27 protein-coding genes are annotated in these 26,885 nt (G+C 63.1%); 13 read left to right on the forward strand and 14 right to left on the reverse strand.

The features are described from left to right. The first annotated feature begins 148 nt into the window (after positions 1 to 148). Together cydX and PQR53_RS33795 are read left to right on the forward strand one after the other, a co-directional pair. Positions 149 to 298, forward strand: coding sequence for a cytochrome bd-I oxidase subunit CydX (gene cydX / locus PQR53_RS33790; protein WP_408464102.1), 150 nt, complete (start codon positions 149 to 151; stop codon positions 296 to 298). After that, entirely contained in the window at positions 295 to 915 is a 621-nt protein-coding gene (locus tag PQR53_RS33795; protein ID WP_408464105.1) for a P-loop nucleotide/nucleoside kinase family protein, read from the forward strand. Before cydX ends, PQR53_RS33795 begins: the two co-directional genes overlap by 4 nt. A 201-nt stretch (positions 916 to 1,116) precedes the next feature. On the opposite strand, the gene PQR53_RS33800 is transcribed toward PQR53_RS33795, so the two are convergent. From PQR53_RS33800 to PQR53_RS33810, 3 genes are all read right to left on the reverse strand, one after another. Further along, complete coding sequence (locus PQR53_RS33800; RefSeq protein ID WP_408464108.1) at positions 1,117 to 2,214, reverse strand: saccharopine dehydrogenase family protein; 1,098 nt, start codon at positions 2,212 to 2,214, stop codon at positions 1,117 to 1,119. 224 nt (positions 2,215 to 2,438) lie between these two features. Then, positions 2,439 to 2,897: an Lrp/AsnC family transcriptional regulator gene (locus tag PQR53_RS33805; RefSeq protein WP_408464111.1), complete on the reverse strand. Its 459-nt coding sequence runs from the start codon at positions 2,895 to 2,897 to the stop codon at positions 2,439 to 2,441. Positions 2,898 to 3,070: 173 nt separating this feature from the next. Next, positions 3,071 to 3,955, reverse strand: coding sequence for a LysR family transcriptional regulator (locus tag PQR53_RS33810; protein ID WP_408464114.1), 885 nt, complete (start codon positions 3,953 to 3,955; stop codon positions 3,071 to 3,073). Between the two features lie 187 nt (positions 3,956 to 4,142). Here PQR53_RS33810 and PQR53_RS33815 point away from each other — a divergent pair, with 187 nt between their 5' ends. Further along, on the forward strand, positions 4,143 to 4,652 hold the full coding sequence (locus tag PQR53_RS33815) for a Spy/CpxP family protein refolding chaperone (protein WP_408464116.1): 510 nt from the start codon (positions 4,143 to 4,145) through the stop codon (positions 4,650 to 4,652). A 214-nt stretch (positions 4,653 to 4,866) separates the two neighbouring features. On the opposite strand, the gene PQR53_RS33820 is transcribed toward PQR53_RS33815, so the two are convergent. After that, positions 4,867 to 7,476 (reverse strand): hypothetical protein, encoded by a 2,610-nt coding sequence (locus tag PQR53_RS33820; protein WP_408464119.1) that lies wholly within the window; start codon positions 7,474 to 7,476, stop codon positions 4,867 to 4,869. Between the two features lie 641 nt (positions 7,477 to 8,117). On the opposite strand from PQR53_RS33820, the gene PQR53_RS33825 reads away from it, so the two are divergent. Continuing rightward, complete coding sequence (locus tag PQR53_RS33825) at positions 8,118 to 8,555, forward strand: PGDYG domain-containing protein (protein ID WP_408464122.1); 438 nt, start codon at positions 8,118 to 8,120, stop codon at positions 8,553 to 8,555. A gap of 121 nt (positions 8,556 to 8,676) precedes the next feature. Here the strand turns inward: PQR53_RS33825 and PQR53_RS33830 are convergent, their stop codons facing one another. From PQR53_RS33830 to PQR53_RS33865, 8 genes are all read right to left on the reverse strand, one after another. After that, positions 8,677 to 9,042 carry a DUF3022 domain-containing protein gene (locus PQR53_RS33830; RefSeq protein ID WP_408464125.1) on the reverse strand — a complete coding sequence of 122 codons (366 nt, stop codon included), beginning with the start codon at positions 9,040 to 9,042 and terminating at the stop codon, positions 8,677 to 8,679. Positions 9,043 to 9,130: 88 nt separating this feature from the next. Further along, positions 9,131 to 9,943, reverse strand: coding sequence for a YhfC family intramembrane metalloprotease (locus PQR53_RS33835; protein ID WP_408464128.1), 813 nt, complete (start codon positions 9,941 to 9,943; stop codon positions 9,131 to 9,133). A 71-nt stretch (positions 9,944 to 10,014) separates the two neighbouring features. Next, the gene (locus PQR53_RS33840; RefSeq protein ID WP_408464131.1) at positions 10,015 to 11,313 is read right to left on the reverse strand and encodes a LacI family DNA-binding transcriptional regulator; all 1,299 of its coding nucleotides are present in this window, start codon (positions 11,311 to 11,313) and stop codon (positions 10,015 to 10,017) included. After that, a complete protein-coding gene (locus PQR53_RS33845) occupies positions 11,310 to 12,275 on the reverse strand; it encodes a 2-hydroxyacid dehydrogenase (protein WP_408464134.1) in 966 nt (321 codons plus the stop codon). Before PQR53_RS33845 ends, PQR53_RS33840 begins: the two co-directional genes overlap by 4 nt. A 4-nt stretch (positions 12,276 to 12,279) precedes the next feature. After that, positions 12,280 to 13,572 (reverse strand): MFS transporter, encoded by a 1,293-nt coding sequence (locus tag PQR53_RS33850; protein WP_408464137.1) that lies wholly within the window; start codon positions 13,570 to 13,572, stop codon positions 12,280 to 12,282. Between the two features lie 237 nt (positions 13,573 to 13,809). Beyond that, positions 13,810 to 14,793, reverse strand: a complete 984-nt coding sequence (locus PQR53_RS33855) for a sugar kinase (RefSeq protein ID WP_408464140.1) — start codon at positions 14,791 to 14,793, stop codon at positions 13,810 to 13,812. Positions 14,794 to 15,053: 260 nt separating this feature from the next. Then, positions 15,054 to 15,827, reverse strand: a complete 774-nt coding sequence (locus tag PQR53_RS33860; protein ID WP_408464143.1) for a sugar phosphate isomerase/epimerase family protein — start codon at positions 15,825 to 15,827, stop codon at positions 15,054 to 15,056. Positions 15,828 to 15,970: 143 nt separating this feature from the next. Beyond that, positions 15,971 to 16,906: a LysR family transcriptional regulator gene (locus PQR53_RS33865; protein WP_408464146.1), complete on the reverse strand. Its 936-nt coding sequence runs from the start codon at positions 16,904 to 16,906 to the stop codon at positions 15,971 to 15,973. A gap of 120 nt (positions 16,907 to 17,026) precedes the next feature. On the opposite strand from PQR53_RS33865, the gene PQR53_RS33870 reads away from it, so the two are divergent. The 8 genes from PQR53_RS33870 to PQR53_RS33905 all read left to right on the forward strand — a co-directional run bounded on the left by PQR53_RS33870 (position 17,027) and on the right by PQR53_RS33905 (position 24,514). Beyond that, complete coding sequence (locus PQR53_RS33870) at positions 17,027 to 18,127, forward strand: YeiH family protein (protein WP_408464149.1); 1,101 nt, start codon at positions 17,027 to 17,029, stop codon at positions 18,125 to 18,127. A 145-nt stretch (positions 18,128 to 18,272) separates the two neighbouring features. Further along, complete coding sequence (locus PQR53_RS33875; protein ID WP_408464152.1) at positions 18,273 to 19,010, forward strand: glutathione S-transferase; 738 nt, start codon at positions 18,273 to 18,275, stop codon at positions 19,008 to 19,010. A 112-nt stretch (positions 19,011 to 19,122) separates the two neighbouring features. After that, a complete protein-coding gene (locus PQR53_RS33880; protein ID WP_408464155.1) occupies positions 19,123 to 20,856 on the forward strand; it encodes a ClcB-like voltage-gated chloride channel protein in 1,734 nt (577 codons plus the stop codon). Between the two features lie 130 nt (positions 20,857 to 20,986). Next, positions 20,987 to 22,324 carry a C45 family autoproteolytic acyltransferase/hydrolase gene (locus PQR53_RS33885; RefSeq protein ID WP_408464158.1) on the forward strand — a complete coding sequence of 446 codons (1,338 nt, stop codon included), beginning with the start codon at positions 20,987 to 20,989 and terminating at the stop codon, positions 22,322 to 22,324. A gap of 268 nt (positions 22,325 to 22,592) precedes the next feature. Then, positions 22,593 to 22,847 (forward strand): hypothetical protein, encoded by a 255-nt coding sequence (locus tag PQR53_RS33890; RefSeq protein WP_408464161.1) that lies wholly within the window; start codon positions 22,593 to 22,595, stop codon positions 22,845 to 22,847. 24 nt (positions 22,848 to 22,871) lie between these two features. Beyond that, positions 22,872 to 23,102, forward strand: a complete 231-nt coding sequence (locus PQR53_RS33895; protein WP_408464164.1) for a DUF2795 domain-containing protein — start codon at positions 22,872 to 22,874, stop codon at positions 23,100 to 23,102. Next, positions 23,099 to 23,974, forward strand: coding sequence for an AraC family transcriptional regulator (locus PQR53_RS33900; protein WP_408464167.1), 876 nt, complete (start codon positions 23,099 to 23,101; stop codon positions 23,972 to 23,974). Before PQR53_RS33895 ends, PQR53_RS33900 begins: the two co-directional genes overlap by 4 nt. Positions 23,975 to 24,124: 150 nt before the next feature. Continuing rightward, complete coding sequence (locus PQR53_RS33905) at positions 24,125 to 24,514, forward strand: cupin domain-containing protein (protein ID WP_408464170.1); 390 nt, start codon at positions 24,125 to 24,127, stop codon at positions 24,512 to 24,514. A 37-nt stretch (positions 24,515 to 24,551) separates the two neighbouring features. On the opposite strand, the gene PQR53_RS33910 is transcribed toward PQR53_RS33905, so the two are convergent. Next, positions 24,552 to 25,604 carry a LysR family transcriptional regulator gene (locus PQR53_RS33910; RefSeq protein WP_408464173.1) on the reverse strand — a complete coding sequence of 351 codons (1,053 nt, stop codon included), beginning with the start codon at positions 25,602 to 25,604 and terminating at the stop codon, positions 24,552 to 24,554. Between the two features lie 252 nt (positions 25,605 to 25,856). On the opposite strand from PQR53_RS33910, the gene PQR53_RS33915 reads away from it, so the two are divergent. Further along, entirely contained in the window at positions 25,857 to 26,069 is a 213-nt protein-coding gene (locus tag PQR53_RS33915; protein WP_179732450.1) for a hypothetical protein, read from the forward strand. A gap of 29 nt (positions 26,070 to 26,098) precedes the next feature. On the opposite strand, the gene PQR53_RS33920 is transcribed toward PQR53_RS33915, so the two are convergent. Next, positions 26,099 to 26,716, reverse strand: a complete 618-nt coding sequence (locus tag PQR53_RS33920) for a TetR/AcrR family transcriptional regulator (protein ID WP_408464176.1) — start codon at positions 26,714 to 26,716, stop codon at positions 26,099 to 26,101. Positions 26,717 to 26,885: the final 169 nt, after the last annotated feature.

Here is a 26,885-nt window from a genome sequence, read left to right on the forward strand (position 1 = left end):
GCTGCGTCGTGGCGCGCCGGGCGCTGCGGATTTACCCTCGGATCCGTCGCGTGCCAGCTTTGTCTGCCAGACATGTTGGCTTCTCTGTACCAGTTATGTGCAATGCTTCAACGCGTGCCTGACCACGCATCCGATCAAGGAGACCGCAATGTGGTATTTCACCTGGATTCTCGGCATCGGCGTGGCATTGGGCTTCGGCATCATCAATGTGATGTGGCTGGAGGCCGGCGGCAAATTCGCGCGTGACCCGCAGCGCGCCGGCGGTCCGCCCGCGACGCCCGAGGACACGCCTTCGTGACGTACCTGGTTTTCTTCTGCGGTCACGCGGGCACGGGCAAGACTACGCTGGCGAAGAAGCTGATCGGCCCGCTGATGCAGGCGAGCACATCGCCCTTCTGCCTGCTCGATAAAGACACGCTGTTCGGCGGCTACAGCGCAGCCGCCATGGCCATGCTCACCGGCGATCCGAACGACCGCGACAGCCCGCTTTTCCTGCAGCACCTGCGCGATCCCGAATATCGAGGCCTGCTCGATACCGCCCGCGACAATCTCGAACTCGGTGTCAGCGCGCTGGTGGTCGGACCGCTGTCGCGTGAAGTGCGCGAGCGGCGCCTGTTCGATCGCGCGTGGCTGGGCATCGGCGCGGACGTAGCGCTGCGGGTGGTGTGGGTCTACACATCGGAAGAGATGGCGCGTCAGCGCATCGTCGCGCGCGGCAATCCGAACGATGCCTACAAACTTGCGCATTGGGACGAGTATCGGCAGCGACGCTTCGTGCCGAGCGGCGAGATTTGTGAAGACCTGTTGATGTTCGACAACACCGCGCCAACCCGTGCCGACTACGAAGCGTTGCTCGCAGGGATCGTGGGTGAACCGTATGCGTCATCTGCGATGCTGCCGCCGTTACCTGTATAGCATTGTCGGCCGCCAGACGGAAAAATGCCCCGCCAGGTGAAAACGCGCCCCAACGCCGGACATCCGTCCAACGGTTTGGGGCGCAGTTCATCAGCGGGGCGTTTCACGGCCCTCCGCGGGGCCGTTCTGCCTGACTCGCAGCAGACATCACCGCATGCGCGCAGCGTCCTCGGTTCTGAGCCGCAACGCGACAGTCACGGCTTACACCGTTGCCATCGCATCCAGCGATTGCCCTTCGTATAACTGGCCAAACCGGTTCGCGAGGAAGTCGCGCAGCGACACCTGCTCCTGGCGCACGAAACCGCTTTGCGGCAGCTTCTGCTCACGGAACAGATCGAGCACCGCGCACATCGCGCCGGCCGTGGTGATCTGGATCGCACTCATCGGCACGCCGCACACCGTCTTCGCGAAGATCTTGCGGGTGAACACTTCCTGCACCAGTTGACCGTCACGCATGCCGGACACGGTGATGAACACCAGCACGACGTCCTGCGCGGTCGAGGGCACCGAACGGCGCATGATGCTCTTGAGCGTATCGCGGTCGCTGGCAAGACGCAGATCTTCCAGCAGGAACTGCATCAGGTTGCGGTGACCCGGATAGCGCACCGACTTGTAGTCGAGCGATTCGACCCGGCCCGACAGCGTTTCGCATAGCGTGCCCAGGCCGCCGGACGTATTGAAGGCTTCGTATTCGGTACCGTCGAGCGAGAAGTGTTCGAGGCCTTCGAGCGGCTGCACCCACTGCGTGCGGCTGTCGCGGATCGCTTCGCACGGCTGGCAGTACTCGTTGATCAGACCGTCGACGCTCCACGTCAGGTTGTACTTCAGCGCGTTGGTCGGGAACTCCGGGAGTGCGCCCACGCGCATCTTGACGTCGCGAATCTCGGTGAAACGGTTCGCCAGTTCATGCGCGGCGATGCCGATGAAGCCCGGCGCCAGACCACACTGCGGCATGAAGGCGTGATCGGCGTCGTCGGCGATCGCGCGAATCGCATGGGTGGCGCGCACATCTTCGGTCAGATCGAAGTAATGGACGCCCGCGCCCTTGGCCGCCGACGCGACGTTCACGGCCAGGTAATACGGCAGCGCGTTGACGAGCGCGTCGAAGCCCTGAATGGCGGCACGCAGCGCGGCGGCATCGGCTGAATCGACGCGGCGGGTCGGGATGCCCTGGGCGGCGAGCTTATCGAGCGCATGCTGATCGCGGTCGAACGCGACGACGTCGTAGTCGCCGGTTTCACGCAACATATGGGCGATGGTGTGGCCGATCAAACCTGCGCCAACGATGGCTACTTTCATGTCGCTTCTCCTGGTTCTTGTGTGCTGTCTCCAGCTTGGAAGGTGCGCTGCGCTTAGGCGCCGCGCCCGTCGGGCCGAACCCTTGAGAGACAGTTTATGGAGAAGCAAAAACAGTTAATACGCGCAAAATGCTGCGCTATGACCATGAACTTCGACGTTATGACGAGGCGCTTAGTCGATATGTCGAAAACATATCAAAACGGCGTAAAAATCAGGCCACGGGATCACGGCGTGCCGCGATCGATCTTGCGCGCCAGAATGATCGACGTGGTGGTTCGCTCCACCCCTTCCAGGCCGCCGATCTGGTCGAGCAGGTCGTTGAGGCGGTCGGGCGAATCGGCGCGCAGCCATGCAACATAATCGAATTCACCACTCACCGCGCATAGCAGTTGTACCTCGGGCATCTTGCCGAGTCGTTTCTGCACGGCCGGCCCGTGCTTCGGTGCAATGATGATGCCGACGTACGCCTGGATGCTCGAGTCGAGCACGTCCTGGCCGAGCCGCACGCTATAGCCGCCGATCACGTTACTGCGCTCGAGCCGGGCGATCCGGGCGATCACGGTGGTGCGCGCCACGTCCAGTTGGCGCGCGAGATTGGCCACGCTCTCACGGGCGTTGGCCTGGAGCAGCGCAACGAGGTTGCGGTCGAGGTCGTCGAGTTGGTCGAGGCGCGGAGGTCTCATCGAGGGCGAAAGAAGTGGGTCAGTAGTGAAGGATTATCGCGCGTCCTGGGGATCGGGCGGCAGCCAGAGGAACCCCGAACCATGTGCCATGCAATGAAAAGCGGCTAGCAACCATCGGAAAGCGGAAGGCGGGAAACTGGCAAATGCGAAACGAAGCCTGGCAAGCGGCAACATCACGCTCCAAACCGCTCAATCACGAAATCGATGAAGCTGGTGAGCTTGGGCGTGGCGCGCCGATCGCGTGGGTAGACCAGATGGACGGGCGCGCCTTCGGGCAAATAGTCTTCCAGCACCGACACCAGTTCACCGCTGGCGATCTCCCGCGCCAGCAGCGCCTCCGGCTGCAGCACCAGCCCGAAGCCGCGCAAGGCGGCAACCTTGAGCGCCTGGCCGTTGTTCGCCCGGAACCGTCCGGCGCGCAGCTGGTTTTCGTTCGCGTTCTCGCCGCCTAGCCGCCACAGCCCTTCGCGGCCCCAATGCAGAAACCCCAGGCATTCGTGCTGCGTCAGATCGGCCGGCGTGCGCGGGGTGCCGGCCCGCTGCAGATAGGCCGGCGACGCGCACGCGCGCATCCGGTAAGGCTTCAACGGCCGCGCGACGAAACTCGAATCCGGCAGATGACCGATTCGCACCGACGCGTCAAAGCCCTCCTCCACCAGGTCGATCACGCGATTCGACAGATCCAGTTCGAGGCTCACATCCGGCCACGCGCTCAGGTAATCGGTCATGGCCGGAGCGAAGACTTCGACGCCGTAGGTCAGCGGCACCGTCACCTTCAGCACCCCGCGCGGCGTGGCCGTCATGGCCTCGGCGAGCGACTCCGCCTCCTTGACGTCCGTCAGAATGCGCCGGCACTGCTCGTAGTATTGCCGGCCGATTTCAGTCAGGCTCTGACGGCGCGTGGTGCGCGTTAAAAGCCGTGTGGCGAGCCGGGTTTCCAGCGAGCGGATGTGCTTGCCCACCATCGCCGACGAAATGTCGAAGCGCTCGGCGGCCGCCGTGAGACTGCCCGCCTCGACGACCGCGACGAAAATTTCCATGCTGACGAATTTGTCCACCCGCTATTTCCTGTTCGTTTCGGTTGTAAGCGTTTGTCGCACCGCAGCCGCATTGTAGGGATATCGTGATACTAATAGCGGCGACGGCGAAGTAGGCAGCCGGCCGCCACGCGTTGCCATGCCAACGCGTGCTGGGTCGCTCGCCATGCTCGTCTTGTCCTAATTCGAACAGACATCAGGAGTTCCGATGAAAAAAGCACTCGTAATGCTGGCCACCGCAGTCGCCATGAGCGGCGCGTTCGCACAAACTTCCGCGCCGGCTTCGGCACCCACGGGCGCCTCGGCTTCGGCGCCCGCCACAAAAGCCGGCCACGAGCGCAATGTCGAAGACCGTATCGCTTATCTGCACGCGCAGTTGAAGATCACGTCGGCACAGGAGTCGCAATGGAACGCGTTCGCCGATGTGATGCGCAACAATGGCGAGACGATGGGGCAGTTGTTCCAGCAGCGCAAGGCCGATACGAACCTGTCGGCGCTCGACGACATGAAGCAATACGCAACGATTGCGCAAGCGCATGCGGACGGCATGAAGAAACTGGTCGATGCATTCGACCCGCTGTATAGCGGCTTCTCGCCGGAACAGAAGAAGCTGGCCGACACGACATTCCATCAGGGCGGCCCTGAAAGCGGCCGTCGTCACCATGGCAAGGGCTCCGGCAAGAAGGCACCCGCGAATGATGCGACTGTGAAGCCGTAAGAGCTGACGCACGGTTGGATGCGCGCGGCGCGAGTTTTTGCGCCGCGCGTCTGTTTCTATGGCTTCGATGCGCTTCCCAGCGTCGATCGGCGGCGTTGATCTCGTTCCGCGTGGCCGCCGCGCTGGCCATTCCTTGAGTTGATATTGATTTGCCAGCTGTCGTCAGTGCAGGACATCCCCGACCCTCAAGCCGGGGAGGAAATCAACAGAAACGTCAGGCTTTAACCGCACTCTTGTGAACGTCAATCGCAAAAGTACCGGGATCAGCAAGGTATTGAGGCATATCGAACTTGACCTGTTTGGCATCAGGATCAAGCATATTTGTATAGAACAGCAGGTTTTTACTGCCCTTGCCGGAAGGCAGCGACGGATCCCGGGTGGGCAGCCTGTAAGTGCCGTCCTTGTCCGCACCGAAGAGTTCGGCGTGAATCGTGTCGTGGACGCGGTCATAGGAAATAGCCACCGCCCGATCGAACACGCGCATGGCCTGTCCGCTCGTCGGCCAGCCAAAAACCTGTGGACACCGCGACACCATGGTGACGGAACTGAGGTTTGAACCACTCGCAATACCCTTGAGATAGTCCTTGGCGGCATCGGCAAGGCGCTGGGCACGTTCCGTGATTGCCTGCCCGTAGTAGTCGTAGACACGTGGGTCGTGAAGTGTGTTCACGGGCAATTCGCCGGCTGGCTTACCTCCTGGCACATTTCCTTGCTCCTTCTCGAAGTTCTCGATGACGGGACGCAACTCCGGCGTATAGGTGGAAGAGAACCAGTTCACGACCGGCGTCGCGTCGAGCGCCGCGATTTTGTAGCGATCTTCGACTGCCCCCGCCTCGGTTTTCAGACCCTGTGCGAGCAGGTCATTCTTCTTACCCCTCAGTATCTCTGCGTGACCAATCTCGGCAAGATTGGGAAATACGATAGGCAAAAGTGCGGCCGGCGGAAAAACCAGAGAGGCTGCCGTTGCGGCCAACCCTCCGCCGAGCTGAAAAGTGCTGTTTGCAACATTCCATTTCGACTGTTCGTCCTTCGGGTTCAGGATCAACTGTTTGACGTCATTCGCAAGTTGCCCGACCGACGGTGCAAGACCAATCGCCGTGCCCAGCAGCGAAAGGGACTTCGATGCCAAGGTCAGTACGCGGCTTCCACTGGTGTTGATAAGTGCAAGGGTATCGCCAGCGGTCATCACGCTACCAGCGGTGACTGCAGTGATGCTCGCCAGATTGGGTCGATTCTTGACATTGTTAATGTCGGCTGCAAGGGAGACGCCGTCCGCAAGCACCCAATGGCCGTTTCCTTTAACGCTGTTCGGCACCCCGGGGGCTCTCGAGGACGCGCCGCCGGCATGATCCGACGTGGTCTGGGTACCCACCGCCGCTTCACCCCCCTGTGACTCGCGATCGGAGCTACCTGCCTGCTGCGCGCTCGCGCCTGGCAGCTGGTGCGTCTGGGTTCCCGCCTCCTTCACCCGTGGTTGTGTCTGTATTGACTTGTTCGAACTGCGCGGCTTGGCCTGCGTGGCGGATTCTCCAGTGCTATGTTGCGATTGCGTCCCGACGTGGTGCACATCCGAGTGTGTTTGCGTGTTCTTTGAATTGTTCGACCCAGTCTGGGTTTCAGCGGACATGCTTTTGACTTGCGTCTGTGATTGCACGGACTTATGTACCGCTGTGTGCTGTGTGGCGGAAGTGCGGACAGATGGCCTCGTGGACTGCGTGGCGGCATGCTGACTTGCTGGGCGGTGCTGCGATGCCTGTGTCGCACCCGCATCGGTTTGCGTACCGCTTACAACCTGCGATGTGCCGGCTTGGGTCGCCGTTGTCGTCTTCGTACCTTGCGACTTATCCGTTGCCGCGTTGGTCTCGTGAGTCTGCTCCGAGGCATCTGCCTTTATCGGACCCGTCTGAGGGGAAGATGAGCCGGCCGATGTTGTCTGCACTGCGGTCTGTGTCAGCACGGAGCGGCTCGCGGGCACATGCTGACTGCCACGGTCGCGGGTGGCAGCCTTGGACTGGACTTCCGCATCGGTTTGACTGGGCGCTTGCGTGACTGTCCCTTGGCTAGTCTGCGAACCTTGCGCGGTTTGGGTCGCTTTGTGGCTGTTCGCCGAACTCGCCGGCCCGCGCGGATCATTCGGCGTCAGATGGGACGCGTGCTCTCCTGCGCTTCGTGGGCGATCATGGTCCGGATGGCCCGGCACCGGCGGGCTTTGTGTCTGCGTACCGGCATGAGCGGGCGATGTGGTCTGCCCCGAGGCGTCGTGAGTTTGGGGCGTAGCCTGCGACGCCTGCGACCGCGTTGGCGTATGTGCCTGTGTTTGCTTGACAGCCTGGTTGGGCTGTACCTGCGTACCAGCGTCGGACTTGCTGGTTGAAGTGGGCTGTGTGCCTGCGTGGGTGGTTTGCGGTTGAACGGTCTGCGTCCCACGATCTTTGGGCGCGTTGCGCATGCTCTTCAACTCGATCTGCCCTCCGGAGGTGGCATGGCCGGGATGCTGGGGTACCTCGTAGACGCCTTGCCGTCGTGGTGAGCCCAGATAACTCGCCCCCATATCCTTCTTGTTGGGAACCCTTGACCAGTCAATGCCTGTGGCAACGCCATTGGCAATGTCCTTGCCGAGCTGCAAGCCGTACTGGTTAGCCTCCTGTTTGTCCTTCGCGTGCGCGAGGCTTCCTCCATGCTTGATCGCGTTTATGCCGCTTCCGGCCAGATTACCGGCAAGGAAGCCTGCGCGATTCGAGCGTTGTATCAGACCGGGCCGTGACATCGAGCCCGTTGCCGTGGTGCCGCCGCCCGATGTGAGTGGGTGCACCGCGCCGACCATGCCGCCAGCCTTGTACTGGAATGAATTGCCACTTGGCGGTCCCGCAGATGGACTCGGCGATGCCTGCGGGCCCGTACTCGTAGGGCTTGACCCAGGACCGGCCGGTGCGCCTGCGGCACCGTTATCTTTGTCCGCCTTTTTTTCCTGCTCCGCCTGCTTTGCCTGACCCGGCACCGAGTGGCCGGTATCTCGCCCCGCACCCACCGCAGGCTCCTTTTTGCGGTCAATAGGCCCGCCTTCCCTGCCCGGTTTTGCGCCGGACTGTGCTGATGGCGCTGTCGAGTAGACGCGAGGCTGCCGGGCAGGCGCAGCCGGCGTTGTTCCACTCGCACCTTGATTCTCGTCAACCGGATACATTGCATGAACCGTCGCGTCGACTTTCATCGTCCACCTCCGTGGTGTCACAATGTCCAAAGCTGTTGAGCGATTGTGACGACACGAACTACGCTTCCGGTGTTACATAGGTAGTCTGCGGATCGAGAGAACCTTCCGTCTTTCCTGCCATCGATCCGGCGTGGCGGAACCGATCACGATGAATATTGCCAAGCGATGTCGCCGAGGCAAAAAAATATCCCGATGCATCTGGCATGATGCGAACCGCTGGCCGCAACGCGGCACTTCCCCTCACTCCACATCGCTTTATGACAGAACTCAAAAACCTCGACCTGCGCACCGATGCAGCCGCTCATCGCGTCGTCAAAAACGAAACCGTGAACGTTGAATTTGCCACCGTCGAAGGCGAATTGATGAGCCTGGAAGGGCCGAACCGCTATGTCTGCGGCGACGCGCTGATTACAGGGTCGACTGGTGATCGCTGGGTCGTCTCACGCGAACGCTTCGACGCCAGGTATCTGCCGCAAGACAGCGCCGTCGCCCACGGCGAACCGGGTGCGTACCGCAACCGTCCGGCTGTGGTGCTGGCCAAACAGATGAACGAAGCGTTTTCACTGGCTCGCTCAGCGAGCGGCGGCGACGTGCTGCACGGCACGGCCGGCGACTGGATCATGCAATATGCTCCAGGCGACTACGGCGTGGTGCAGGCCGCACGTTTTGCGAAGGTCTATAAGCTCGCGGATTGAGTCACCGGCGGTCGCGACCGTTGAGTTGCGGCCGTTGAGCCGTTGAGTCACAGCCGGGCGATCACGTTTGTCCGACTGTGCGCAAACCCGCCTTCAAACCGACAGCATTGCGTCAACCGTTTCAAGCAAACTCGTCGCCGAGATCCACCGTCACATCACGCGGCACCGTCTCGCCGTTCGCATACTGTTCTTCGAGCGAGCCGATGCTGGCTTCGACATACGCCCGTAGCACCGCGAAACTGCGGCCGCGCAACCGCGCCGGCATCGCGCGATAACGCGCCAACGCCGCCGGCGGGATCACCACGGTCATCACGATCCGGCGCGCCGCCGCGCCGAAACGCATGGCAACCCAGTGAATCGCCAGCGTCGGCGTGCCGTCTTCACCCGCACGCTGGATGAACTGCGTCTGCTCGGGAAACAGATCGCTGATGACGCGCGCCAATTCCTCGAACTCGGGATTCGCGCAGTCGTATTGGTAAGCTTCCATGAGGTATGCCAAAAGATGAGCCTGAACGGTGTACCGAGAGGGTACGCCGAAAGTTGGAGAGTCACGCATGGCTTGCGCGACACGCGCCTTACGCGGCAACCGCCGGCCGGCGGAACGCTCTGAACAACCAGCCCGCGACGATCAGCGCGCCCACAGCATACACACCGTCCACCGCGGCGAGCGGCACGAGCTGCGCCTGGAACAACGCGGCCGGCACGTCCACCAGCGCGTGCAGCACGATCGCGAGCGGCAGGATGCCGCGCCAGCCCGCGCGCACGCCGCGCCACATCAGCACCGACAAGCCGATCTGGAACACCAGCGCGGCCACCCGTTCAAGCGTGAAAATCCCGGCCGTCTGCGGCGTCAGGCTGGCAAGGATCAGGTGGATGCGCATCACCGAGTCGGTCGGCAGATTGCTGAGGTAGCCGTCCAGTTCACCGCGGTTTTCGAAGATGGCGAACAGGATCCATTGAATCTGCACCAGCACGCCGACGAGCCACGCTTCCGCGCCGCCGTGGCCGAGACCATACATCAGCGCCGTGCCGTCACCCTTATCCGCCGTAGCAGAGGCGGACTTCGCAGCCGCGCGTTTCTTCAGCAGCCGCATGCCGATGAAACGCCCCACTTCCTCGCAGACCCCCGCGGCCAGCGCGCCGTACACCACGAAGGCCAGCGGATTGGACAGGAAAGTAGCGGTCGCTTCGTTCCGATGCAGCACGTAGTCGTTCAGCGCGCGCTCGATCACCATCGCGAACAACGCGAAGATAGCGATGCCGGTGATCGCGTCGCGCGGGTTCAGCGCGAGCGTCCTGCGCGCACGGCGGTAGATCAGGAACGGTAAGGCGGCGACGAACAGGGTCGCGACGGCGAGGCTCGAGAGGGTAAGCGGTGCAACAACCATGAGTTTCCTTGCGTTTGACCGGCGCGCACCGGCTGCGCGCCGCAGCCGAATGATCGCAGATCAGCGCGGAATCAACACAAAGTTGACGCGCGGACGATCAATTTGCCTGGCAACAGGCAGTCACGCGCGGTGGTCTGAATGCCTTCGATGCGCTCATGGAGAAACTCGACCGCGCGGTAGCCGATCTCGTAGGTCGGCTGGCGGATGGTGGTGACGCCGGTCAATTCGGCCCATTCGGGATCGTCGATCGACAGCAGCGCGACGCGTGTCTGCCAGTCCGCGCCGTAGCGCGCTTTCAGATGCAGGGCGAGGCACAGCGCGACCGGCGCGTTGGCCGCGAACAAGGCGATGCGGCGGGGTTTGCCGGTGGGGTTGCCCGTGGGGTTGGACGCGGCGTTGCCTGTCGCGCTGCCTGTCGCGCTGCCTGTCGCGCTGCCTGTCGCGCTGCCTGTCGCGCTGCCTGTCGCGCTGCCTGTCGCGCTGCCTGTCGCGCTGCCTGTCGCGTTGTCTGCCGCGCTAGCCTGCGCGCCGCCAGAACCGCCGGCTGCATCGATTGCGCGGTCCAGCTCGGCGAGGGCGCGCTCCACCGCTGCCGGCTCCGCAAGGTTCAGCACCAGCGTATGGCCACGCGCGCCGCCCTTGTTGCCTTCACCGTTGCCGCTATCTGTGCCGCCATTTATGCCGCCTTCGCTTTGCCCACTCGCCCTGCCGGCGCCACCCTCCCCCCTCATCACCTCGCGAAACGCCGCTTCGCGCAGTTGCCGCGAACTGACCTGCTCGAACGGCTGCACCACAAACCAGATATCGTCAAAGCCGTTTTCGAGCAGATGCCGCGTGCCGAGTTCAGCCGCCGCCCGGTTGTCCAGTCCGACCATGTCGGCGACGAGCCCGTCCACCGAACGGTCGACCAGCACCGCCGGAATCCCGCCGCCGCCCACCGGCCGCAGCGTTTCTTCACGCACCCCGAGCGCGTTGACGATCACGCCTTCCACGCGATACGTGGTCAGCAGTTGCAGATAGCGGCGCTCCATTTCGACTTCATTGGCCGCGTGGCAGATCAGCGGCATCAGCCCGAGCGCGTGACAAGCGGCTTCCACGCCTTGCAGCACTTCCACGGTATAGGGGTTGGTCAGGTCGGCGAGCAGCATGCCGATCAGACGATTGCGGCCACGCTTCAAGCCGCGCGCCATCTGGTTCGGCTGATACTCGAGCCGCTCGATGGCCGCCTCGATGCGGGCCCGCAACTCAGGCGACAGCACGCTCATCTCGCCATTCAGATAGCGCGAGATGCTGGTCTTGCCGGTGCCGGCTTCGCGCGCGACGTCGGTAATCGTCGCGCGGCGCCCGGCGGCAAGCGGCGTCGTGCTCATTTCTTCAATACGTCGCGGTTGACGATGTTGGTCGCGAGCGTGCCCTCGAGGGCCGCGACGAGGTTCTCCGCCGCATTGCGCGCCATCGCATGGCGGGTCTCGTGCGTCGCCGAACCGATATGCGGCAGCGCGACCACGTTCGCCATTCTCAGCAGTGGCGAATCGGCCGGCAGCGGTTCGGTCTCGAACACATCCAGACCCGCGGCGTGAATCGTGCCGTTTTGCAGCGCTTCGATCAGCGCCTTTTCATCGACCGTCGCACCGCGCGATGCGTTGATCAGAATCGCGCTCTGCTTCATCGATTTGAGTTCGGCCGCGCCGATCATGTGCTTCGTCTCGGGCGTGAGCGGCACTTGCAGGCAGACGAAGTCGGCGCCGGCGAGCAGCTCCGCCAACTCGACGCGGCGCGCGCCGTAGGCCTGTTCCGCCTGCGGGTTCGCGCTGCGGTTCGTGTACAGCACCTTCATGTTGAAACCGAGCGCCGCGCGCCGCGCGACCGCGCCGCCAATCCGTCCCAACCCGACGATGCCGAGCGTCTTGCCCTGCACCTCGACGCCGAACTGCTCAGGCCCGACACCGTGCTTCCACTGTCCCGCCTTCACCCACTCGGCTAGCTCCACAACCCGCCGCGCCGCGGCCAGAATCAGCGAGAACACCGTATCCGCGGTGGACTCGGTGAGCACGTCCGGCGTGTGCGCGAGCACGATGCCGCGGCGCGTGAGATCGGCAACGTCGAACTGATCGAAGCCCACCGAGATGGTCGACAGCGCCTTCAGCCGGCTCGCGCCTTCGAGCATCGCCGGCGTGATTTTCACGCTCGAACCGATGCCGCCGTCCGCATCCTTCAATGCGGCGACGAACGTGTCATGCTGTGCGGGGTCGACCTGCACGACTTGCGCATGCTGTTGCAGATACGCGAGCACATCCTCGGGCAACGACTTCCAGGCGACGATCTTCTTCATCAGTTCATTTTCCTTGCAACGGTGTAGCGAGTGAGGCGGCCTTCGTTTGCGGCTGCGCCTGTTGCGGCTTGACGATCAGCGTCAGAATCACCGCGGCGACCAGCGCCACGCTCATGAACGCATACGATGCCGCAGGCGAGCCGGTCGCGCCATTCAGATAGCCGACCACATACGAGCCGACGAACGAACCAAGCGCGCCCATGCTGTTGATCAGCGCCATCGCGCCGCCCGCGACGTTCTTCGGCAGCAGTTCCGGCACGATCGCGAAGAATGGGCCGTAAGGTGCATACATCGCACCGCCCGCGATCACCAGCAGCGCGTACGAAATCCAGAAGTGCGTGGAGCCGAGCGCGTACGACGCGGCGAACGCCACCGCGCCGATCAGCAGGAACGGCCATACGAACACTTTGCGGCGGTTGAGTTTATCCGATGCCCACGAAGCCGCAAGCATGGCGATCGTCGCGGCCAGATACGGGAGTGCCGAAAGCCAGCCGGTTTCGACCATGCCGAGCGTCGAACCGTTCTTAAGGATCGACGGCAGCCACAGCACGAAACCATACACGCCGATACTCCAGCAAAAATATTGCGCGGATAGCTTGATCACGGCGGGCGTGCGGAATGCTTCGCTGTAGTTGCGCACCGGTTTGATCGCGGCCTGTTCGGCGCGCAACGTTTCGGCGAGATCGTCCTTCTGCTGCTGCGTCAGCCATGACACCTGCTGCGGCTTGTCCTGCACGATGAACCACCAGCACACGGCCCACAGGATCGCGGGCGCGCCTTCGGCGATGAACATGTGACGCCAGCCAAACGAGTGCACCAGATAGCCCGACACCACCGACATCCACAGCACCGTCACCGGATTGCCGAGAATCAGGAAGGTGTTGGCGCGCGAGCGCTCGCTTTTGGTGAACCAGTTGCTGATAAAAATCAGCATCGCCGGCATCACCGCGGCTTCGACCACGCCGAGCACGAAGCGGATCACCATCAGCGACGGGATATTACTGACCATGCCGGTCAGCGCCGCGCAACCGCCCCACAGAATCAGGCTCCAGAACACGAGTTTTTTCACGCTGCGGCGTTCCGCGTAAATCGCGCCGGGAATCTGAAAAAAGAAATAACCGAGGAAGAACAATGCGCCGATCAACGACGACAAGCCTTTGCTGATCCCGAGATCCTGATTGATGCCGGCGGCCGACGCAAAACCAAAGTTCGCACGGTCGAGATAAGCGAGGCTGTACGTGATGAATACGATCGGCATGATCGTCCACCAACGGCGAATCGCGAGCGATGATGTCATGGGTGTCTCCTTTATCAACCAGAGTCGGCGCTTTAGTCCTTACTCTGGTCCAATGCAAGATAGTTGCTTACGGCTTCCCGAAGCAATGATGAGCGGTCATGCGGCGCTGTGCGAGCGCTCTTGCTGTTATTGAACTGGCCGATGGTGCTTGTGCTGCTTGTGCTGCTTGTGCTGCTTGTGCTGCTTGTGCTACTTACGCTCACGGCGCCGGATGCGCCGAATACGCCGTACACGCGCTCAGGCCGCAGTGGCAACCGGCGGCACATCGGCGCGTTCGAGCGCGTCGAGTTCCGCTCGACTCGGCAGGCCTTCCGAATCGCCGATCACCTGGATCGCCAGTGCGCCGATGCGGTTGCCACGCGCCACCGCTTGCGGCAACGTCCTGCCTTCGAGCAACGCGCTGACCACACCGACCGCGAAGCCGTCGCCCGCGCCGACCGTATCCACCACCTTCGCGACCGGCTGGCCGGCGATCACGGCGGCATCATCGGCGGTGCGGAAATACGCGCCTTGCGCGCCGAGTTTGATGATCACGCCGCGCGCACCTAAGTCCAGATAAAACTTTGCGATGTCGTCCGGCTGCGTGTAGCCGGTCAGGATCTCGCCTTCGCCGATGCCCGGCAACACCCAGTCGGCCAATGCGGCCAAGGCGTTCAAGCCTTCGATCATCGCGGCGCGCGAGGGCCACAGCGTCGGGCGCAGATTCGGGTCGAACGAAATCGTCTTGCCGGCGGCACGCATTTCTCGCGCCAGATGGAAAGCGAGTTCGCGCGAGCTGACCGAGATCGCCGGCGCCACGCCGGTCAGATGCAAGTGACGGGCGGGCAGCACGTAATCGGCGGCGTAGTCGGCCAACGACAGGTGGCTCGCCGCCGAACCTTTGCGGAAGTACTCGACGGCCGGATCGCTGCCGTCGTCGTTCTTCGATTTCAGTTGAAAGCCGGTCGGGTAACGCTCGTCGGTGGTGACGCAGCGCTGGTCGATGCCTTCCTTCGTCAGCGTGTCGCGCACGTACTGGCCGAATGAATCGCTGCCGACGCGGCTCATCCAGCCCACCTTGAAACCCAGTCGCGACAGGCCGATCGCCACGTTCAGATCGGCGCCCGCGACGCGCTTGGTGAACTGCCCGACACCGGCGAGCGCGCCGGTTTCGGCAGCCACGAACATGGCCATCGCTTCGCCGTAGGTGATGACGTCGAGTGCTGCGTTTGTGTTGCTCATGCTTCGCTCCTGCGGGTTCCTGTTTGCTGCTGGTGTGCTGCGTTGCTTATGCCGCCTTGCTTGTGCTGCGTTGCTTGTGCTGCGTTGCTTATGCCGCCTTGTTTTCTGTGTTTGCCGGCTTTGTGCACACAGCCTTGTGTGCTTGCCTCGCTTGCTTTCGCCGTGTGTGCTCACCGGTACTGCGTGTACTTCATTCTCCGGACAAGCTCTTTTGCCGCGCGATTTTTCTGGTACTACTTCTCTCAGGTCCTACGCACCGTTTACGCGCCGGCCAGCCATGCGACGTAGTGCGCCGCGTCCGCATCGATACGATTTACATCGAACGGAAATTCAATGCCGCGCGGCACGTGGCGCGGCAGCTTGTCGAGCACTGCGGTGAACTGTGTGTCGTCAACGGCCGGTGCGGCCGGAAAGCGTCGGGCGCCCTCGCCCACCGCCGTCTTGCAATGGATATATTCGACGTGCGCGGCCAGCGGCCCGGCGGCATCGAGCGGCGCGACATCGCGCCATGCCCAGTTGCCGATGTCGAAGGTCATACCGAGCACGCCGGCGTGGCCCTCACGCGCCAACGCGTCGAACAACCCGACGAATTGCGCGAGCGAACCGCCTTCGGCCAGCTGACCATTTTCGACGACGAGCCGCACGTCGGCACAACGCAAGTAATCGGCGATCACCGCAGCCTTGGCGGCGGAGCTGAACCCGCCGAGTTGCAGTTTCACCAAGCGTGCGCCCAGCGCAATCGCTTCTTCAATCGAGACCCGCAACGCGTCGGCGTCGAGCTCGCCATCCGTGGTGTACAGCGACGCCGGCGTCGAGTAGACCGACCACAGCCCGAGGTCCGCAATCTGTTGGCCAAGCGCGCGCAACGTCTGCGGCGCGGCGTCGGCTTCGTCCGCAAACAATTCGCGGCGAATTTCGAAGCCCGTCGCGCCGGCCCGTTTGCTCGCGGCGGCCCACTTCAGATGACCTTCCTTACGGACCGCGTCCATCCCGAAGGCGCTTGCGACGATCACCACCTCAACTGCGTCAGCCATGTCGAATTTACTCAAACCTGTATCAAGGTCAGCATTTGGAACCGGTTCCAAACCTGTTTCGAAAAAAAGCGCTGAAGCGCTCCGATGCCCGAATAGTGCGCCGAGCCAGCTGTCATGCACCATAGTGGAAATCCCCAGGCGAGCTAAACCGCACTAGCTGAAGGCCCATCCGCGAGGCATAACGCCAGGAACCGTTCCACCACCCGCGACGGCGCACTCGCGTGAGGCACCAGAATCGATAGCCGCCGCGTCAGGGGCTCCGGGCTCAACGAGAACAGACACAGCGCGCCGTCCTCATGCCGCATCGACATCGCCGACACGAAACCGATACCCATTCCCGCGCGCACCGCCTCCTTGACACCCTCAACCCCGGCAATCTCCAGCGCCACGCGCATCGGCACGCCCGCGCGAGCAAAAGCCCGCTCGACGATCTGCCGCACGCCCGAGCCGGCCTCGCGCAACACCAGCGGGTGAGGCCCGAAAGCCGCAAGCTCCGCCCGCCCAGCGTTCGCAGCCCTACCCGCGTCACCCGCCTGCGCCAGCGCCGCCGCCAACGGATGCGTGCGCGGCATGATCGCGACGATTTCGTCTTCCCGCCACGCATGCACCGCCGTATCCGGCGGCAGATCCACGCCGACCGGCCCTTCGATCATCGCGATATCCACCGAGCCCAGCGCGCCGACGATCTCCGTGGTGTTGCCATCGGCGGTATGCAGGGTCACCTCGGGATAGAGCCGATGAAAGTCAGCGATCAGGTAAGGCAGCAGATAGCTCGCCGGCGTGGTGCTCGCGCCGATGCGCAAGGTGCCCTGCTCGAGGCCGCGCAACGCGTCGCGATACGCATGCGCCTGCCGCCAGGTGTCGCGCAGCCGGGCCGCATAGCTGGCGAGCTGCTCGCCGGCGGGCGTCAGGCGCACACCGCGCCCGTCGCGCTGGTAAAGCGGCTCGCCGAATTCGTCCTGCAACTGCCGCAATTGTCCGGAGACGGCCGGCTGCGATAAATGCAGCGCCACCGCCGCCCGGCTGATATTGCGATGTTCGGCGACGGCAGCGAACGTTATAAGTTGGTCGGGGGTCATGATGGTCGAAGTATCCGCGTAACTGATACCTTACATCCTAAATCATGATTTTTCATATCGATATATCTAACTTAGGATTAGGCCTATCGAATCAGGACAGTCATAGGAAGGCGCTACGCCATGTCAACTGCTCATCTCACCGCTGCCGCGTCAGTCGCGGGTTCTTCGGGGTCCTCCACCCGCGGCCAGCTCAACGGCATTCTGTTCGTCGCGCTGTTTGCCGCAGCCGTGACCCGCATCGCCGCCATCCCGGCCATCGCCGGCCTGGGTTTGAGCCCGCTGATCGTCGGCATCGTGGCGGGCGCCATTTACGGCAACGCGCTACGCGACGGCATGCCCGCCAGCTGGGCGGCCGGCGTCAACTTCTCGGCGCGCAAGCTCCTGCGTATCGCCGTGGCATTTTTCGGGCTGCGCGTCAGCTTGCAGGAAATCGCTCAGGTCGGCTTGCCCGGTCTCGCCGAATCGGTACTGATCGTCGTGAGCACGCTGGTGATCGGCACGTGGGCGGGGATGAAAATCATGAAGCTCGACCGCGACACGGCACTCCTCACCGCCGCGGGCAGCGCGATTTGCGGCGCGGCTGCGGTGCTCGCATTCGAGTCGACGCTGCAATCGAAGCCGCACAAGAGCGCCATGGCGGTAGGCAGCGTGGTGCTGTTCGGCACGCTGTCGATGTTCCTCTATCCGGTGCTGTTCAAGGCGGGCTGGCTGCATCTCGACACGGTCGGCGCGGGCCTCTTCTTCGGTGGCACGATTCACGAAGTGGCGCAGGTGGTCGGCGCGGCCAGCAACGTCAGTCCGGAAGCGACTCACATCGCGACCATCGTCAAGATGACCCGCGTGATGCTGCTGGTGCCGGTCCTGCTGATCGTCGGCATGTGGGTGAACCGCTCGGCACGCAGCGAAGCCGCCACGGCAGCGGCCGCAGACGGCAAGCAACAGGCACCGCGCAAGCTGGCGATTCCCTGGTTTGCGCTCGGCTTCCTTGCCTTCGTCGTGATCAACTCGCTGCATGTGCTGCCCGAAAGCGCGACCGGCACGCTGAACATGCTCGACACCTTCGCGTTGACGATGGCCATGACCGCCCTCGGCATCGAAACCCGCATCGCGCAGATCCGTCAGGCCGGACCCCGCGCCTTGACCACCGGCTTCATCCTGTACGTATGGTTGATTGCCGGCGGACTGGGGATCACATGGACCGTCCAGCACCTGTTCGGCTAAGCCGTCCTCGCCTTCCCGCCAACCCCGCCGCGTGCGGGGTTTTGTGCGTTCAGGAGAACCATCCCGCACGCTTGCACGGCATACTGATTGCTGACGTCATCAGTTCGCGCAAACCCGTTCATGCAACCGGAATGAGGATCGATCGATGAGCCTGGAACTTTACTATTGGGACGGCCTGCAGGGCCGTGGCGAATTCGTGCGGCTGGCGCTGGAAGAAGCCGGCGCGGACTATGTGGAAGTGGCGCGTGGCGAAGCCTCGGACGGTTTAGGCACCAACGCGATGATGGCGGTGATGAAGAGCCGCGACGAGCCCTACCCGCCGTTCGCGCCGCCGTTTCTGAAAGACGGCGATCTGGTGATCGCGCAGACCGCCAACATCCTGTTCTACCTTGGGCCGAGGTTGAATCTCGCGCCATCGGTTGAAAGCCTGCGTTATGTGGCCAATGGTCTGCAGTTGACGATCGCCGACGTGGTGACCGAAGCGCACGACACGCATCATCCGCTCGCGAGCGCCCTCTATTACGAAGACCAGAAAGACGCCGCGAAAGTGCGCGCGCACGACTTCATCGACAACCGGATTCCGAAGTTCATGAAGTACTTCGAGCGCGTGCTGAAGCAGAACCCGGCCGGCGACACCTTCATGGTGGGCGACGCGCTCACTTACGTCGACTTGTCGATGTTTCAGTTGATGGACGGTCTGCTGTACGCGTTTCCGCGCGCGCTCAAGCGTTTCGGCGAACACTATCCGCGTCTCGCGGCGTTGCACGACGCGGTGATCGAGCGGCCGAACATCGCCGCGTATCTGCAGTCCGAGCGGCGCATCGAGCATAACGAAGCCTGCATCTTCCGGCACTACCCGGAACTCGACAAGGCGGCGACTTGAGCCACGCCGTCCTCCTTCGCGAACCCTCAGCAGCTCGCCCGCTTTCGAGAGCGGGCGCGCTGCTGTTGCCGTCCGCGCATTTCATCCACCCATCACACCCTTTACCGCCGACGTGCTTTCATTCCTGCTGAAGCTGCGCACCCGCGCCCAACACCTGTTCCGTCTGTCCGACACCCATACGATGCTGGTCTGGTCGGTGGTGGTCGGCGTCGCGGGTGCCTTCGCGACGATTGCCTTTCGCGAAGGCATCGCGTTGCTGCAACTGGCGACGGTCGGCAAGGCCGGCAGTTTCGTCGAAATGGCGCGCAGCCTGCCCTGGACGGTGCGGGTATGGATGCCCGCCGCGGGCGGTCTGATCGCCGGCTTCTTTCTGCTGATCGCGCAGCGTCACGTCGACAAGTGCAATCACATCGACTACATGGAAGCGGTGGCCATCGGCGATGGCGTGGTGCCGGTCAAACTGAGTTTGTGGCGCAGCGTGTCGTCGCTGTTCACGATTTCGAGCGGCGGCTCGATCGGCCGCGAAGGTCCGATGGTGCAACTGGCGGCGCTGGCCGCGTCGCTGATCGGCCGCCTGGTGCATTTCGATCCGCCGCGTCTGCGCCTGCTCGTCGCGTGCGGCGCCGCGGCCGGCATCACCTCCGCCTACAGCGCGCCGATCGCCGGCGCGTTTTTTGTCACGGAGATCGTGCTCGGCTCGATCGTGATGGAGAGCTTCGGCCCGGTGGTGGTCTCGGCGGTGGTCGCCAACATCACGATGCGCGAGTTCACCAGCTACAAGCCGCCGTACGAAATGCCCGTGTTCCCGCCGGTGGCGGGCGCCGAAGTCCTGCTGTTCGTCGCGCTCGGGCTGATATGCGGTGCGGCCGCACCGCAATTTCTTCGGCTGATGGAGTTCTCGAAGGCAAACTTTCGCAAGCTGCCGCTGCCGCTGCCCGTCAGGCTGGCGTTGGGCGGTCTGGTGGTCGGTATTCTGTCGGTGTGGACGCCCGAGGTGTGGGGCAACGGCTACAGCGTGGTCAATTCCATTCTGCATTCGCCGTGGACATGGACCGCGCTCGTCCTCGTGCTGGTGTTCAAGATCGTCGCGACCACGGCGACCGTGGGTTCAGGCGCGATCGGCGGGGTGTTTACGCCGACGCTGTTCGTCGGCGCGGTGGTGGGTTGCCTGTTCGGCCAGGGCATGCACGCGTTGTGGCCGCACGGCACTTCGGCGCCGTTCGCCTACGCGATGGTCGGCATGGGTGCGTTTCTGGCCGGCGCCACGCAGGCGCCGCTGATGGCGATCCTGTTGATCTTCGAAATGACGCTCAGCTATCAGGTGGTGCTGCCGCTGATGCTGTCGTGCGTGGTGGCCTATTTCGTGTCACGCGCGATCGGCAAGACCTCGATGTACGAGGTGACGCTGCGCCGCAATCAGGAGGAGCAGGAGCGCAACCGGCTGCGCGCGACGCAGATGCGCGAACTGATCCGGCCGGCCGAAACCGTCGTGCCGCCGAATGCGAGCGTGCAGGACATGACGCGTGTGTTCCTCGAATATCCGGTCAAGTATCTGTACGTTGCCAACGCGTCCGGCGCCTTTCTCGGCGTGGTCGCGCTCAAGGACATCACCTCCGATCTGCTCGACAACCGCGAGACCGCCACGAAAACCGCCGCGGATTATCTGCAGTCGCACTTCGATGTGCTGACGCCGGACATGCCGCTCGGCGTTGCGTTGCAACATTTCATGGCATTTCAGGGCGAACGGCTGCCGGTGGTCGAAAGCACGGCGGATCCGAAGCTAGCGGGAGTGGTCTATAAGACCTCGCTGCTCGATGCGTATTTCCGCATGAATCCGACGCGCTGAGGGCGCCTGCTTCCCAGCCGTGCAAAGCGCGGCAGATTCTCTACAATGAAAAAACGCTGCAGCGATTGCGAGCAGCGCGCGTTACGCCAAGACGGGCGCACGAAACGCCCGCCCTTCGACCGGAGCGAAGATGAGCGAACCGTCTCTCGATGCCGCGCGCCGCGATCAGGCGGGCTGGATTTTTCTGCATATCGAAGGCGAGCCGTACGATCGCGGCGAGCAGCATGGTCAATTGCTCGCCACTGAAATCCAGAACGCGATCCACACCGCCCGCTACCTCGCGAAATGGGACACCGGCGAAGACTTCGACACCTTCGTCGACGCCGCCGTCTCCCAGTTCGCCAACAAGCTCGACACTGAATTCGCCGACGAAATCCAGGGCATCGCCGACGGCGCGAAACTGCCGTTCGCCGAAGTGCTGGCCTGGAACGGCTACATGGATCTGCTGCAAAGCTGGTGGCCGAGCCACGCGGCGGCGCGGCAACCGCAGCTCGGCCTCAAACCGTGGCGTGGGCGCCGCGGCCATCATTGCAGCGCGTTCATCGCCACCGGCAATGCCACCCGCGACGGCCGCATCGTGATGGCGCACAACTCGTGGGACCGCTACGCGGCCGGCGACGCGTTCAACGTCGTGTTCGACATCGTGCCGGACCGCGGCAAGCGCATCCTGATGCAAGGCTTGCCCGGCTGCATCTCCAGCCTCACCGATTTCTGGGTCACGGAAGCGGGCCTGATGGTCACTGAAACCACCATCTCCAACTTCGTCGGCTACAACGCGACCGGTGCGCCGGAGTTCTATCGCTCGCGGCGCGCGTCGCAGTACGCCAACGACATCGGCGAATGGTGCGAGATGTTCGCGGTTGCCAATAACGGCGGCTATGCGAACAGCTGGCTGCTCGGCGACACCAAGACCGGCGAGATCGCGCGCTACGAACTGGGGCTGCACTTTTCCGGCTTCGAGAGCACGAAAGATGGTTTCTATAGCGGTTACAACACCGCGACCGATCTGAAAATCCGCAACCAGGAGTGCATTGGCGAAGGCGAAGACTATACGGACGTGCGCAAAAATGGCGCACGACGCTTGCGCTTCATGCAGCTCGCAGAGATACATCACGGCAAGATCGACGTCGAGCTGGCCAAAGAGATGATCGCCGATCATCACGACGTGTACCTCGACCGCAATGACAACCCGTGCTCGCGCACCATCTGTGGGCACCTCGAACTGGACGACGCGCGCTTCGGCGGCACCGACCATGGGCCGTTCAATCCGTGGGGCGCCAACGACGGCAAGGTGGTCGACAGCGAGATGGCGCGCGCCATGGCCTTCAACGCGCGCTGGGGACATCCGTGCGGCCGGCCGTTCGACGCGCAGGCGTTCATGAAGCGCCATCCGCAATGGAACTGGCTCAACGGCTATATGCGCGACCGGCCGTCGTGGCCGTGGACACGGTTCGAGGTGCTGCGTTAGAGCGGCGCGCGGCGCGCCCAATCTTCGCGCGCCGCAACATCATCGCGGCACGACCGTTCGCAACCGGCTCGGCTTTTTCCTGACATCATGTGGAATCTACAATTAGGTTTTGTCTCTTTTGCGCGCGCGGCGCCGCGGTTTGCCAGCTAAGATGGTAGAACACGCCGGCCGCACGCAACACCGCGCGTAGTTGCGCCCTCCTTTCGACGCGGGGACGGCACAGCGCTTGCTCAACTGTCAGCGCCGCATGAGCTTAGGAGGTCGGGCGATGAAAACCTCGACACTGTTGACCATGGTGACGCTGTCAGCCTCGTGCTTCGCCGCGCCGGTTCATACCGCGCCGGACGGCACTACCGCCAGTAGCGTTGCCGAACGCGCCAACGCCGCACCCGTCGCCCCCGCGGCGCCGGACGTCGCTGCCACGGACGACAATCGTCCGCAACAATGGCAACACATCGCGCTACCCAAGTCGCGGCATCTGGAGCGAAGCTTCACGGGGCAGAACGAGCACCTGCAAACCTGAGCCCACACCCATAGGAGCGCTTGCATGACCGCATCGGCTATTCCCGGCGAATCGATTGATCTGCAGATCGCCGACGTTCTGCGCGAAGTCAGTTTTCCGACTTACAAGGACGCACTAGTCGACGCCGCGCGCGAAGCCGGCGCGAGCAATGAAGTCCTGTCGATGCTCGACGGTTTGCCGGAGCAGGACTACGCCGACGTGAGCTCGGTCACGCGTCTCGTCGGCGGGAATTACGGGCCGGGTCTCGGCGCATGAGCAGAAAGCAGGTCTTGAGGTTGAACGGAGTTTCGTCAGATCTGAGGCCGGCTGCCGACTGGATCCACCGCTCGCCGCATTCGTCTGGCACGAGCGGCATAGAGCGAATCGAAGCGTTCTTTCATCACGCCGGTTATGCGATGCACCGGCACGATACCTACGCAATCGGCCGCACGCTCGCAGGCGTGCAGAGCTTCCGTTATCGCGGCAGCACGCGTAACAGCTTGCCCGGCGGCACGATGGTGCTGCATCCCGACGAACCGCATGACGGTCAGGCCGGCACCCGCGACGGCTTTCACTACCGGATGATCTATGTGGACCCGGCGCTGTTCCAGCAGGCGCTCGGCGGCAAGCCGTTGCCATTTCTCGAAGGCGGCCTGTCGAACGATCCGCGGCTGTTTGCGGCGACTGAGAGCCTGCTGCGCGCAATGGATTGTGCAATCGATTCGCTCGAACAGGACGACGCGCTCTACGAGCTGGCTATCGCGCTCGACGCCGTGGCGGGCGCGGCGGCAACGCGCCGTCCAGTGGATTACCGCGCGGCTGAGCGGGCGCGTGAGCGTATGCTTGCGTCGCTCGATCGCGCAGTGACGCTCGATGAACTGGCGGCAGCCGCCGGCCGTGACCGCTGGAGTCTGTCGCGGGATTTTCGTGCGCTGTTCGGCACGAGTCCGCACCGCTATCTGACCATGCGTCGGCTCGATCTCGTACGACGGCTTGCGGTTCAAGGCGTATCGCTCGCCGACGCATCGGCGGCAGCCGGCTTTACCGATCAAAGTCATATGACGCGGCACTTCAAGCGCGCTTGGGGCGTGGCGCCTGCGCATTGGCTGAAGATGCTGGGGCCTTCGACGCGCAGCAGCGCCGGGTAAGCACTCTGACGGATACCGCTGCCTGTGACGCCCACGCGGGCCGCACGAGCCGCATAAGCCCCACGAGCCGCGCGCACAAACGTACAAGACCCGATAGCGCCTGCCGCTCTAAGCTTCTGCCTGAGACCTACCACTCAGGAGAGCACCGAGATGTCCAACCATCAATCGATTCAACGGCCTCAGCGCGCCATCAACTTCGCCGAAAAGCTGGCGCTCTTCAGCGACCAATGGCAAGCGCGCGTCATCGCGGAAATGAACGACTACCAGTTCAAGCTAGTCCGCATCGAAGGCGACTTTATCTGGCATCAGCATGCCGACACGGACGAGACGTTTATCGTGCTCGACGGTCAATTGCGCATCGACATGCGCGACGGGTTCGTGCTGCTCTCGGCAGGAGAAATGTTCGTGGTGCCCAAAGGCACGGAGCACAAGCCGTACGCCGAACGCGAAGTCAAGCTGCTGCTGATCGAACCGCGCGGCGTGAAGAACACCGGCGAAGAAAGCAACGAACGCACCGCGGCGAACGACCTTTGGATCTAGGCGGACGCACGTGTTTGCCGCGTGCGCCGCGCTGCCGTTAAAGCGACGACACCACGATTCCCGAGCGGGTGGCCCGCTGCTTCGGCCGCGCTGCGTCGCCGCCCGGCAAGGCGGACACCGGCAGGTCACCGGCATAAACCGCCGGGGAGCCGGCAACCGCGCGCCTTGGCATCGCGGCGCGTGGATCGCGCGCGCGAGCGTCGGTCTGACTGAAATGCTCGACCAGATGATCGATAAAGGTGCGCACTTTCGCCGGCAAATGAAGGCGGCTTGGGTAAGCAATCGTGATTTCGATTTGCGGCAAACGGTAATCGCCGAGCAACGGTACGAGACGTCCGGACGCCAGATCGCGGCCAATCAGATAGCTCGGCAGAATTGCCACGCCCATGCCTAACAGCGCGAACTGCCTCAGCATTTCCGTATTGTTCGCCGCAATCGCGTTGGTCGGCCTGACGCGGACTTCGCCCGAGGGTCCCGTGAACACTCGTTCGTCGCCCCCCTGTTCGGCAGGCCGGCTCAGACACGGATGCATCAACAGATCTTCCGGCCGGGTCGGGGTGCCGTGCTGCGCGAGATACGCAGGCGTCGCGCAGACCGTCATGTAGCCGGTGGTCAGGCGCCGCGTGACGATGCTCGCGCTGCGCATCTGCCGCGCAACCATGATGCCGACGTCGAAACCCTCTTCCACCAGATCGACATGGCGATCCGCCAGCGTGACGTCGGGTCTCACATCCGGATAGCACGCCGCATAAGACTGCACCACCGGCGCGAGGCTATGCAGCCCGAATACCACCGGGGCGACGATGCGCAAGGTCCCGACTGGTTCGTGATTGCGCGCCACCACCATCTGCTCGACGCCTTCGAGGTCGTCGAGAATATGGCGCACGCGTTCCAGATAAGTCGTGCCGGATTCGGTCAGCGAGAGACGGCGCGTCGTGCGATTGAGCAGGCGGGTGCCGAGGCGCGCTTCCAGATCGGCAACATGCCGCGTGACGACGGCGGTGGAGAGTTCCAGTGTGCTGGCCGCGCGGACAAAGCTGCCTAGATCGGCCACTTTGACGAACACGCGCATCGATTGCAATTGATTCATGGGACGACTCCTGCCTCGGTAAAGCCGGGCCGGCGCAACCACGCCTGTGTCGACCCGAGCGGCAAGGCGCGCGCGGGTTTGCCCAACGATCCGATTGTATCGATCCGACCATGTCCCAACCCTGACCCGAACATGACAATCCGGTCAGATTCCCGAGGCGTTCGCGGCACACCTGCGAAGTCTATTGAGGAAAATAGCTAGGTATAAACCCTTAGGATCTGGTAACATTCGCCCGAAAGGAAATTAACCGCTATGCCACCTCGTCTTCAGCTCTTCGAAAAAATCGCGTTTTCACTGGTTTGCTGGTCCGCCGCTGCCTGTTCGGCCTTCATCGCTTACGAGCGGTGCCCGGACATCAAGGTCGTCTTGCACGTTGGTGAAGAAGCCCTGCGCTACAGCGGGCAGTATTCATTCGTCTGCGCCTCGCCCGTTGCGGACGCCTGCGCGCAGTTGCCGACGAACTGATTCGCCGGCATTTGCCTGCCGGCATTGACCTACGCATCGCGCCCGAACACCACGCGCGCGAAAAATCCCGCCAGCACGGCTTCAGCCATCTCCGCCGGCACGTTCTGCGGGTCGACCGTGTAGAAGAACTGCACGCCGTCGCACAAGCCCATCAAGCCCATTGCCAAAGTTTCAGCCGGCAGCAATAGCGGCGTGCCGACTCGCGTCGAAAACTCGCGGATGTACGCGCTCAACTGTTCGAGCTTCTCGTGCAGAAACGCGTTAAAGCGCAGCCGGAAGCGGCCGTCGCGCACGGCGAGCAGCTTCGCCTCCACCCACAGCAGGAAGCACTTGTTTTCGCGATGCAGGCTACTGTAGTAGCGCAGCACGCGCGCTTCCATTTCTTCGCGCGAGGCCGCGTTTTCGAAGATGGCCTGCAACCCCGCCTGCATGGTTTCGTGGTCGCGCCGCAATAGTTCCAGGAACAACTCGCTCTTGCTGCGGAAGTTCGAATAGAACGCGCCGCGCGTATAGCCCGCCGCCCCGGCGATGTCTTCGACACTCGCCGCGACAAAGCCTTTCTTCATAAAAATCGTTTGCGCAGCGTCGAGCAGACGCTGACGCGTCTGGTCCTTGCTCTGCTCGCGTGTAAGTCGTTGCCGTTTCATGGGCGCAAGTCTAGCACCGAAAAGAATCCGAATTCATGACAACATTCAAATACAGGTGTGTATTAGAATGCATCCATCCATTCGAAGTCAGACGCGTATGCCAATTGCATGTGGCGGCCTGTGCGTCTTCGCTGGCGGGCCGCTGCGGCTTGCCGTGTTCGTTCGCTGT

It is taken from the genome of Paraburkholderia fungorum (assembly GCF_046027605.1).
GTDB classification, from domain to species: Bacteria; Pseudomonadota; Gammaproteobacteria; order Burkholderiales; family Burkholderiaceae; genus Paraburkholderia; species Paraburkholderia fungorum_F.

Excerpts from the sequence above, each read along its gene's own strand:
- cydX (WP_408464102.1), top strand. The coding sequence starts at position 149 with ATGTGGTATTTCACCTGGATTCTCGGCATCGGCGTGGCATTGGGCTTC.
- PQR53_RS33800 (WP_408464108.1), bottom strand. The coding sequence starts at position 2,214 with ATGAAAGTAGCCATCGTTGGCGCAGGTTTGATCGGCCACACCATCGCC.
- PQR53_RS33805 (WP_408464111.1), bottom strand. The coding sequence starts at position 2,897 with ATGAGACCTCCGCGCCTCGACCAACTCGACGACCTCGACCGCAACCTC.
- PQR53_RS33815 (WP_408464116.1), top strand. The coding sequence starts at position 4,143 with ATGAAAAAAGCACTCGTAATGCTGGCCACCGCAGTCGCCATGAGCGGC.
- PQR53_RS33820 (WP_408464119.1), bottom strand. The coding sequence starts at position 7,476 with ATGGTCGGCGCGGTGCACCCACTCACATCGGGCGGCGGCACCACGGCA.
- PQR53_RS33825 (WP_408464122.1), top strand. The coding sequence starts at position 8,118 with ATGACAGAACTCAAAAACCTCGACCTGCGCACCGATGCAGCCGCTCAT.
- PQR53_RS33830 (WP_408464125.1), bottom strand. The coding sequence starts at position 9,042 with ATGGAAGCTTACCAATACGACTGCGCGAATCCCGAGTTCGAGGAATTG.
- PQR53_RS33835 (WP_408464128.1), bottom strand. The coding sequence starts at position 9,943 with ATGGTTGTTGCACCGCTTACCCTCTCGAGCCTCGCCGTCGCGACCCTG.
- PQR53_RS33840 (WP_408464131.1), bottom strand. The coding sequence starts at position 11,313 with ATGAGCACGACGCCGCTTGCCGCCGGGCGCCGCGCGACGATTACCGAC.
- PQR53_RS33845 (WP_408464134.1), bottom strand. The coding sequence starts at position 12,275 with ATGAAGAAGATCGTCGCCTGGAAGTCGTTGCCCGAGGATGTGCTCGCG.
- PQR53_RS33850 (WP_408464137.1), bottom strand. The coding sequence starts at position 13,572 with ATGACATCATCGCTCGCGATTCGCCGTTGGTGGACGATCATGCCGATC.
- PQR53_RS33855 (WP_408464140.1), bottom strand. The coding sequence starts at position 14,793 with ATGAGCAACACAAACGCAGCACTCGACGTCATCACCTACGGCGAAGCG.
- PQR53_RS33860 (WP_408464143.1), bottom strand. The coding sequence starts at position 15,827 with ATGGCTGACGCAGTTGAGGTGGTGATCGTCGCAAGCGCCTTCGGGATG.
- PQR53_RS33865 (WP_408464146.1), bottom strand. The coding sequence starts at position 16,906 with ATGACCCCCGACCAACTTATAACGTTCGCTGCCGTCGCCGAACATCGC.
- PQR53_RS33870 (WP_408464149.1), top strand. The coding sequence starts at position 17,027 with ATGTCAACTGCTCATCTCACCGCTGCCGCGTCAGTCGCGGGTTCTTCG.
- PQR53_RS33875 (WP_408464152.1), top strand. The coding sequence starts at position 18,273 with ATGAGCCTGGAACTTTACTATTGGGACGGCCTGCAGGGCCGTGGCGAA.
- PQR53_RS33885 (WP_408464158.1), top strand. The coding sequence starts at position 20,987 with ATGAGCGAACCGTCTCTCGATGCCGCGCGCCGCGATCAGGCGGGCTGG.
- PQR53_RS33890 (WP_408464161.1), top strand. The coding sequence starts at position 22,593 with ATGAAAACCTCGACACTGTTGACCATGGTGACGCTGTCAGCCTCGTGC.
- PQR53_RS33895 (WP_408464164.1), top strand. The coding sequence starts at position 22,872 with ATGACCGCATCGGCTATTCCCGGCGAATCGATTGATCTGCAGATCGCC.
- PQR53_RS33900 (WP_408464167.1), top strand. The coding sequence starts at position 23,099 with ATGAGCAGAAAGCAGGTCTTGAGGTTGAACGGAGTTTCGTCAGATCTG.
- PQR53_RS33905 (WP_408464170.1), top strand. The coding sequence starts at position 24,125 with ATGTCCAACCATCAATCGATTCAACGGCCTCAGCGCGCCATCAACTTC.
- PQR53_RS33910 (WP_408464173.1), bottom strand. The coding sequence starts at position 25,604 with ATGAATCAATTGCAATCGATGCGCGTGTTCGTCAAAGTGGCCGATCTA.
- PQR53_RS33915 (WP_179732450.1), top strand. The coding sequence starts at position 25,857 with ATGCCACCTCGTCTTCAGCTCTTCGAAAAAATCGCGTTTTCACTGGTT.
- PQR53_RS33920 (WP_408464176.1), bottom strand. The coding sequence starts at position 26,716 with ATGAAACGGCAACGACTTACACGCGAGCAGAGCAAGGACCAGACGCGT.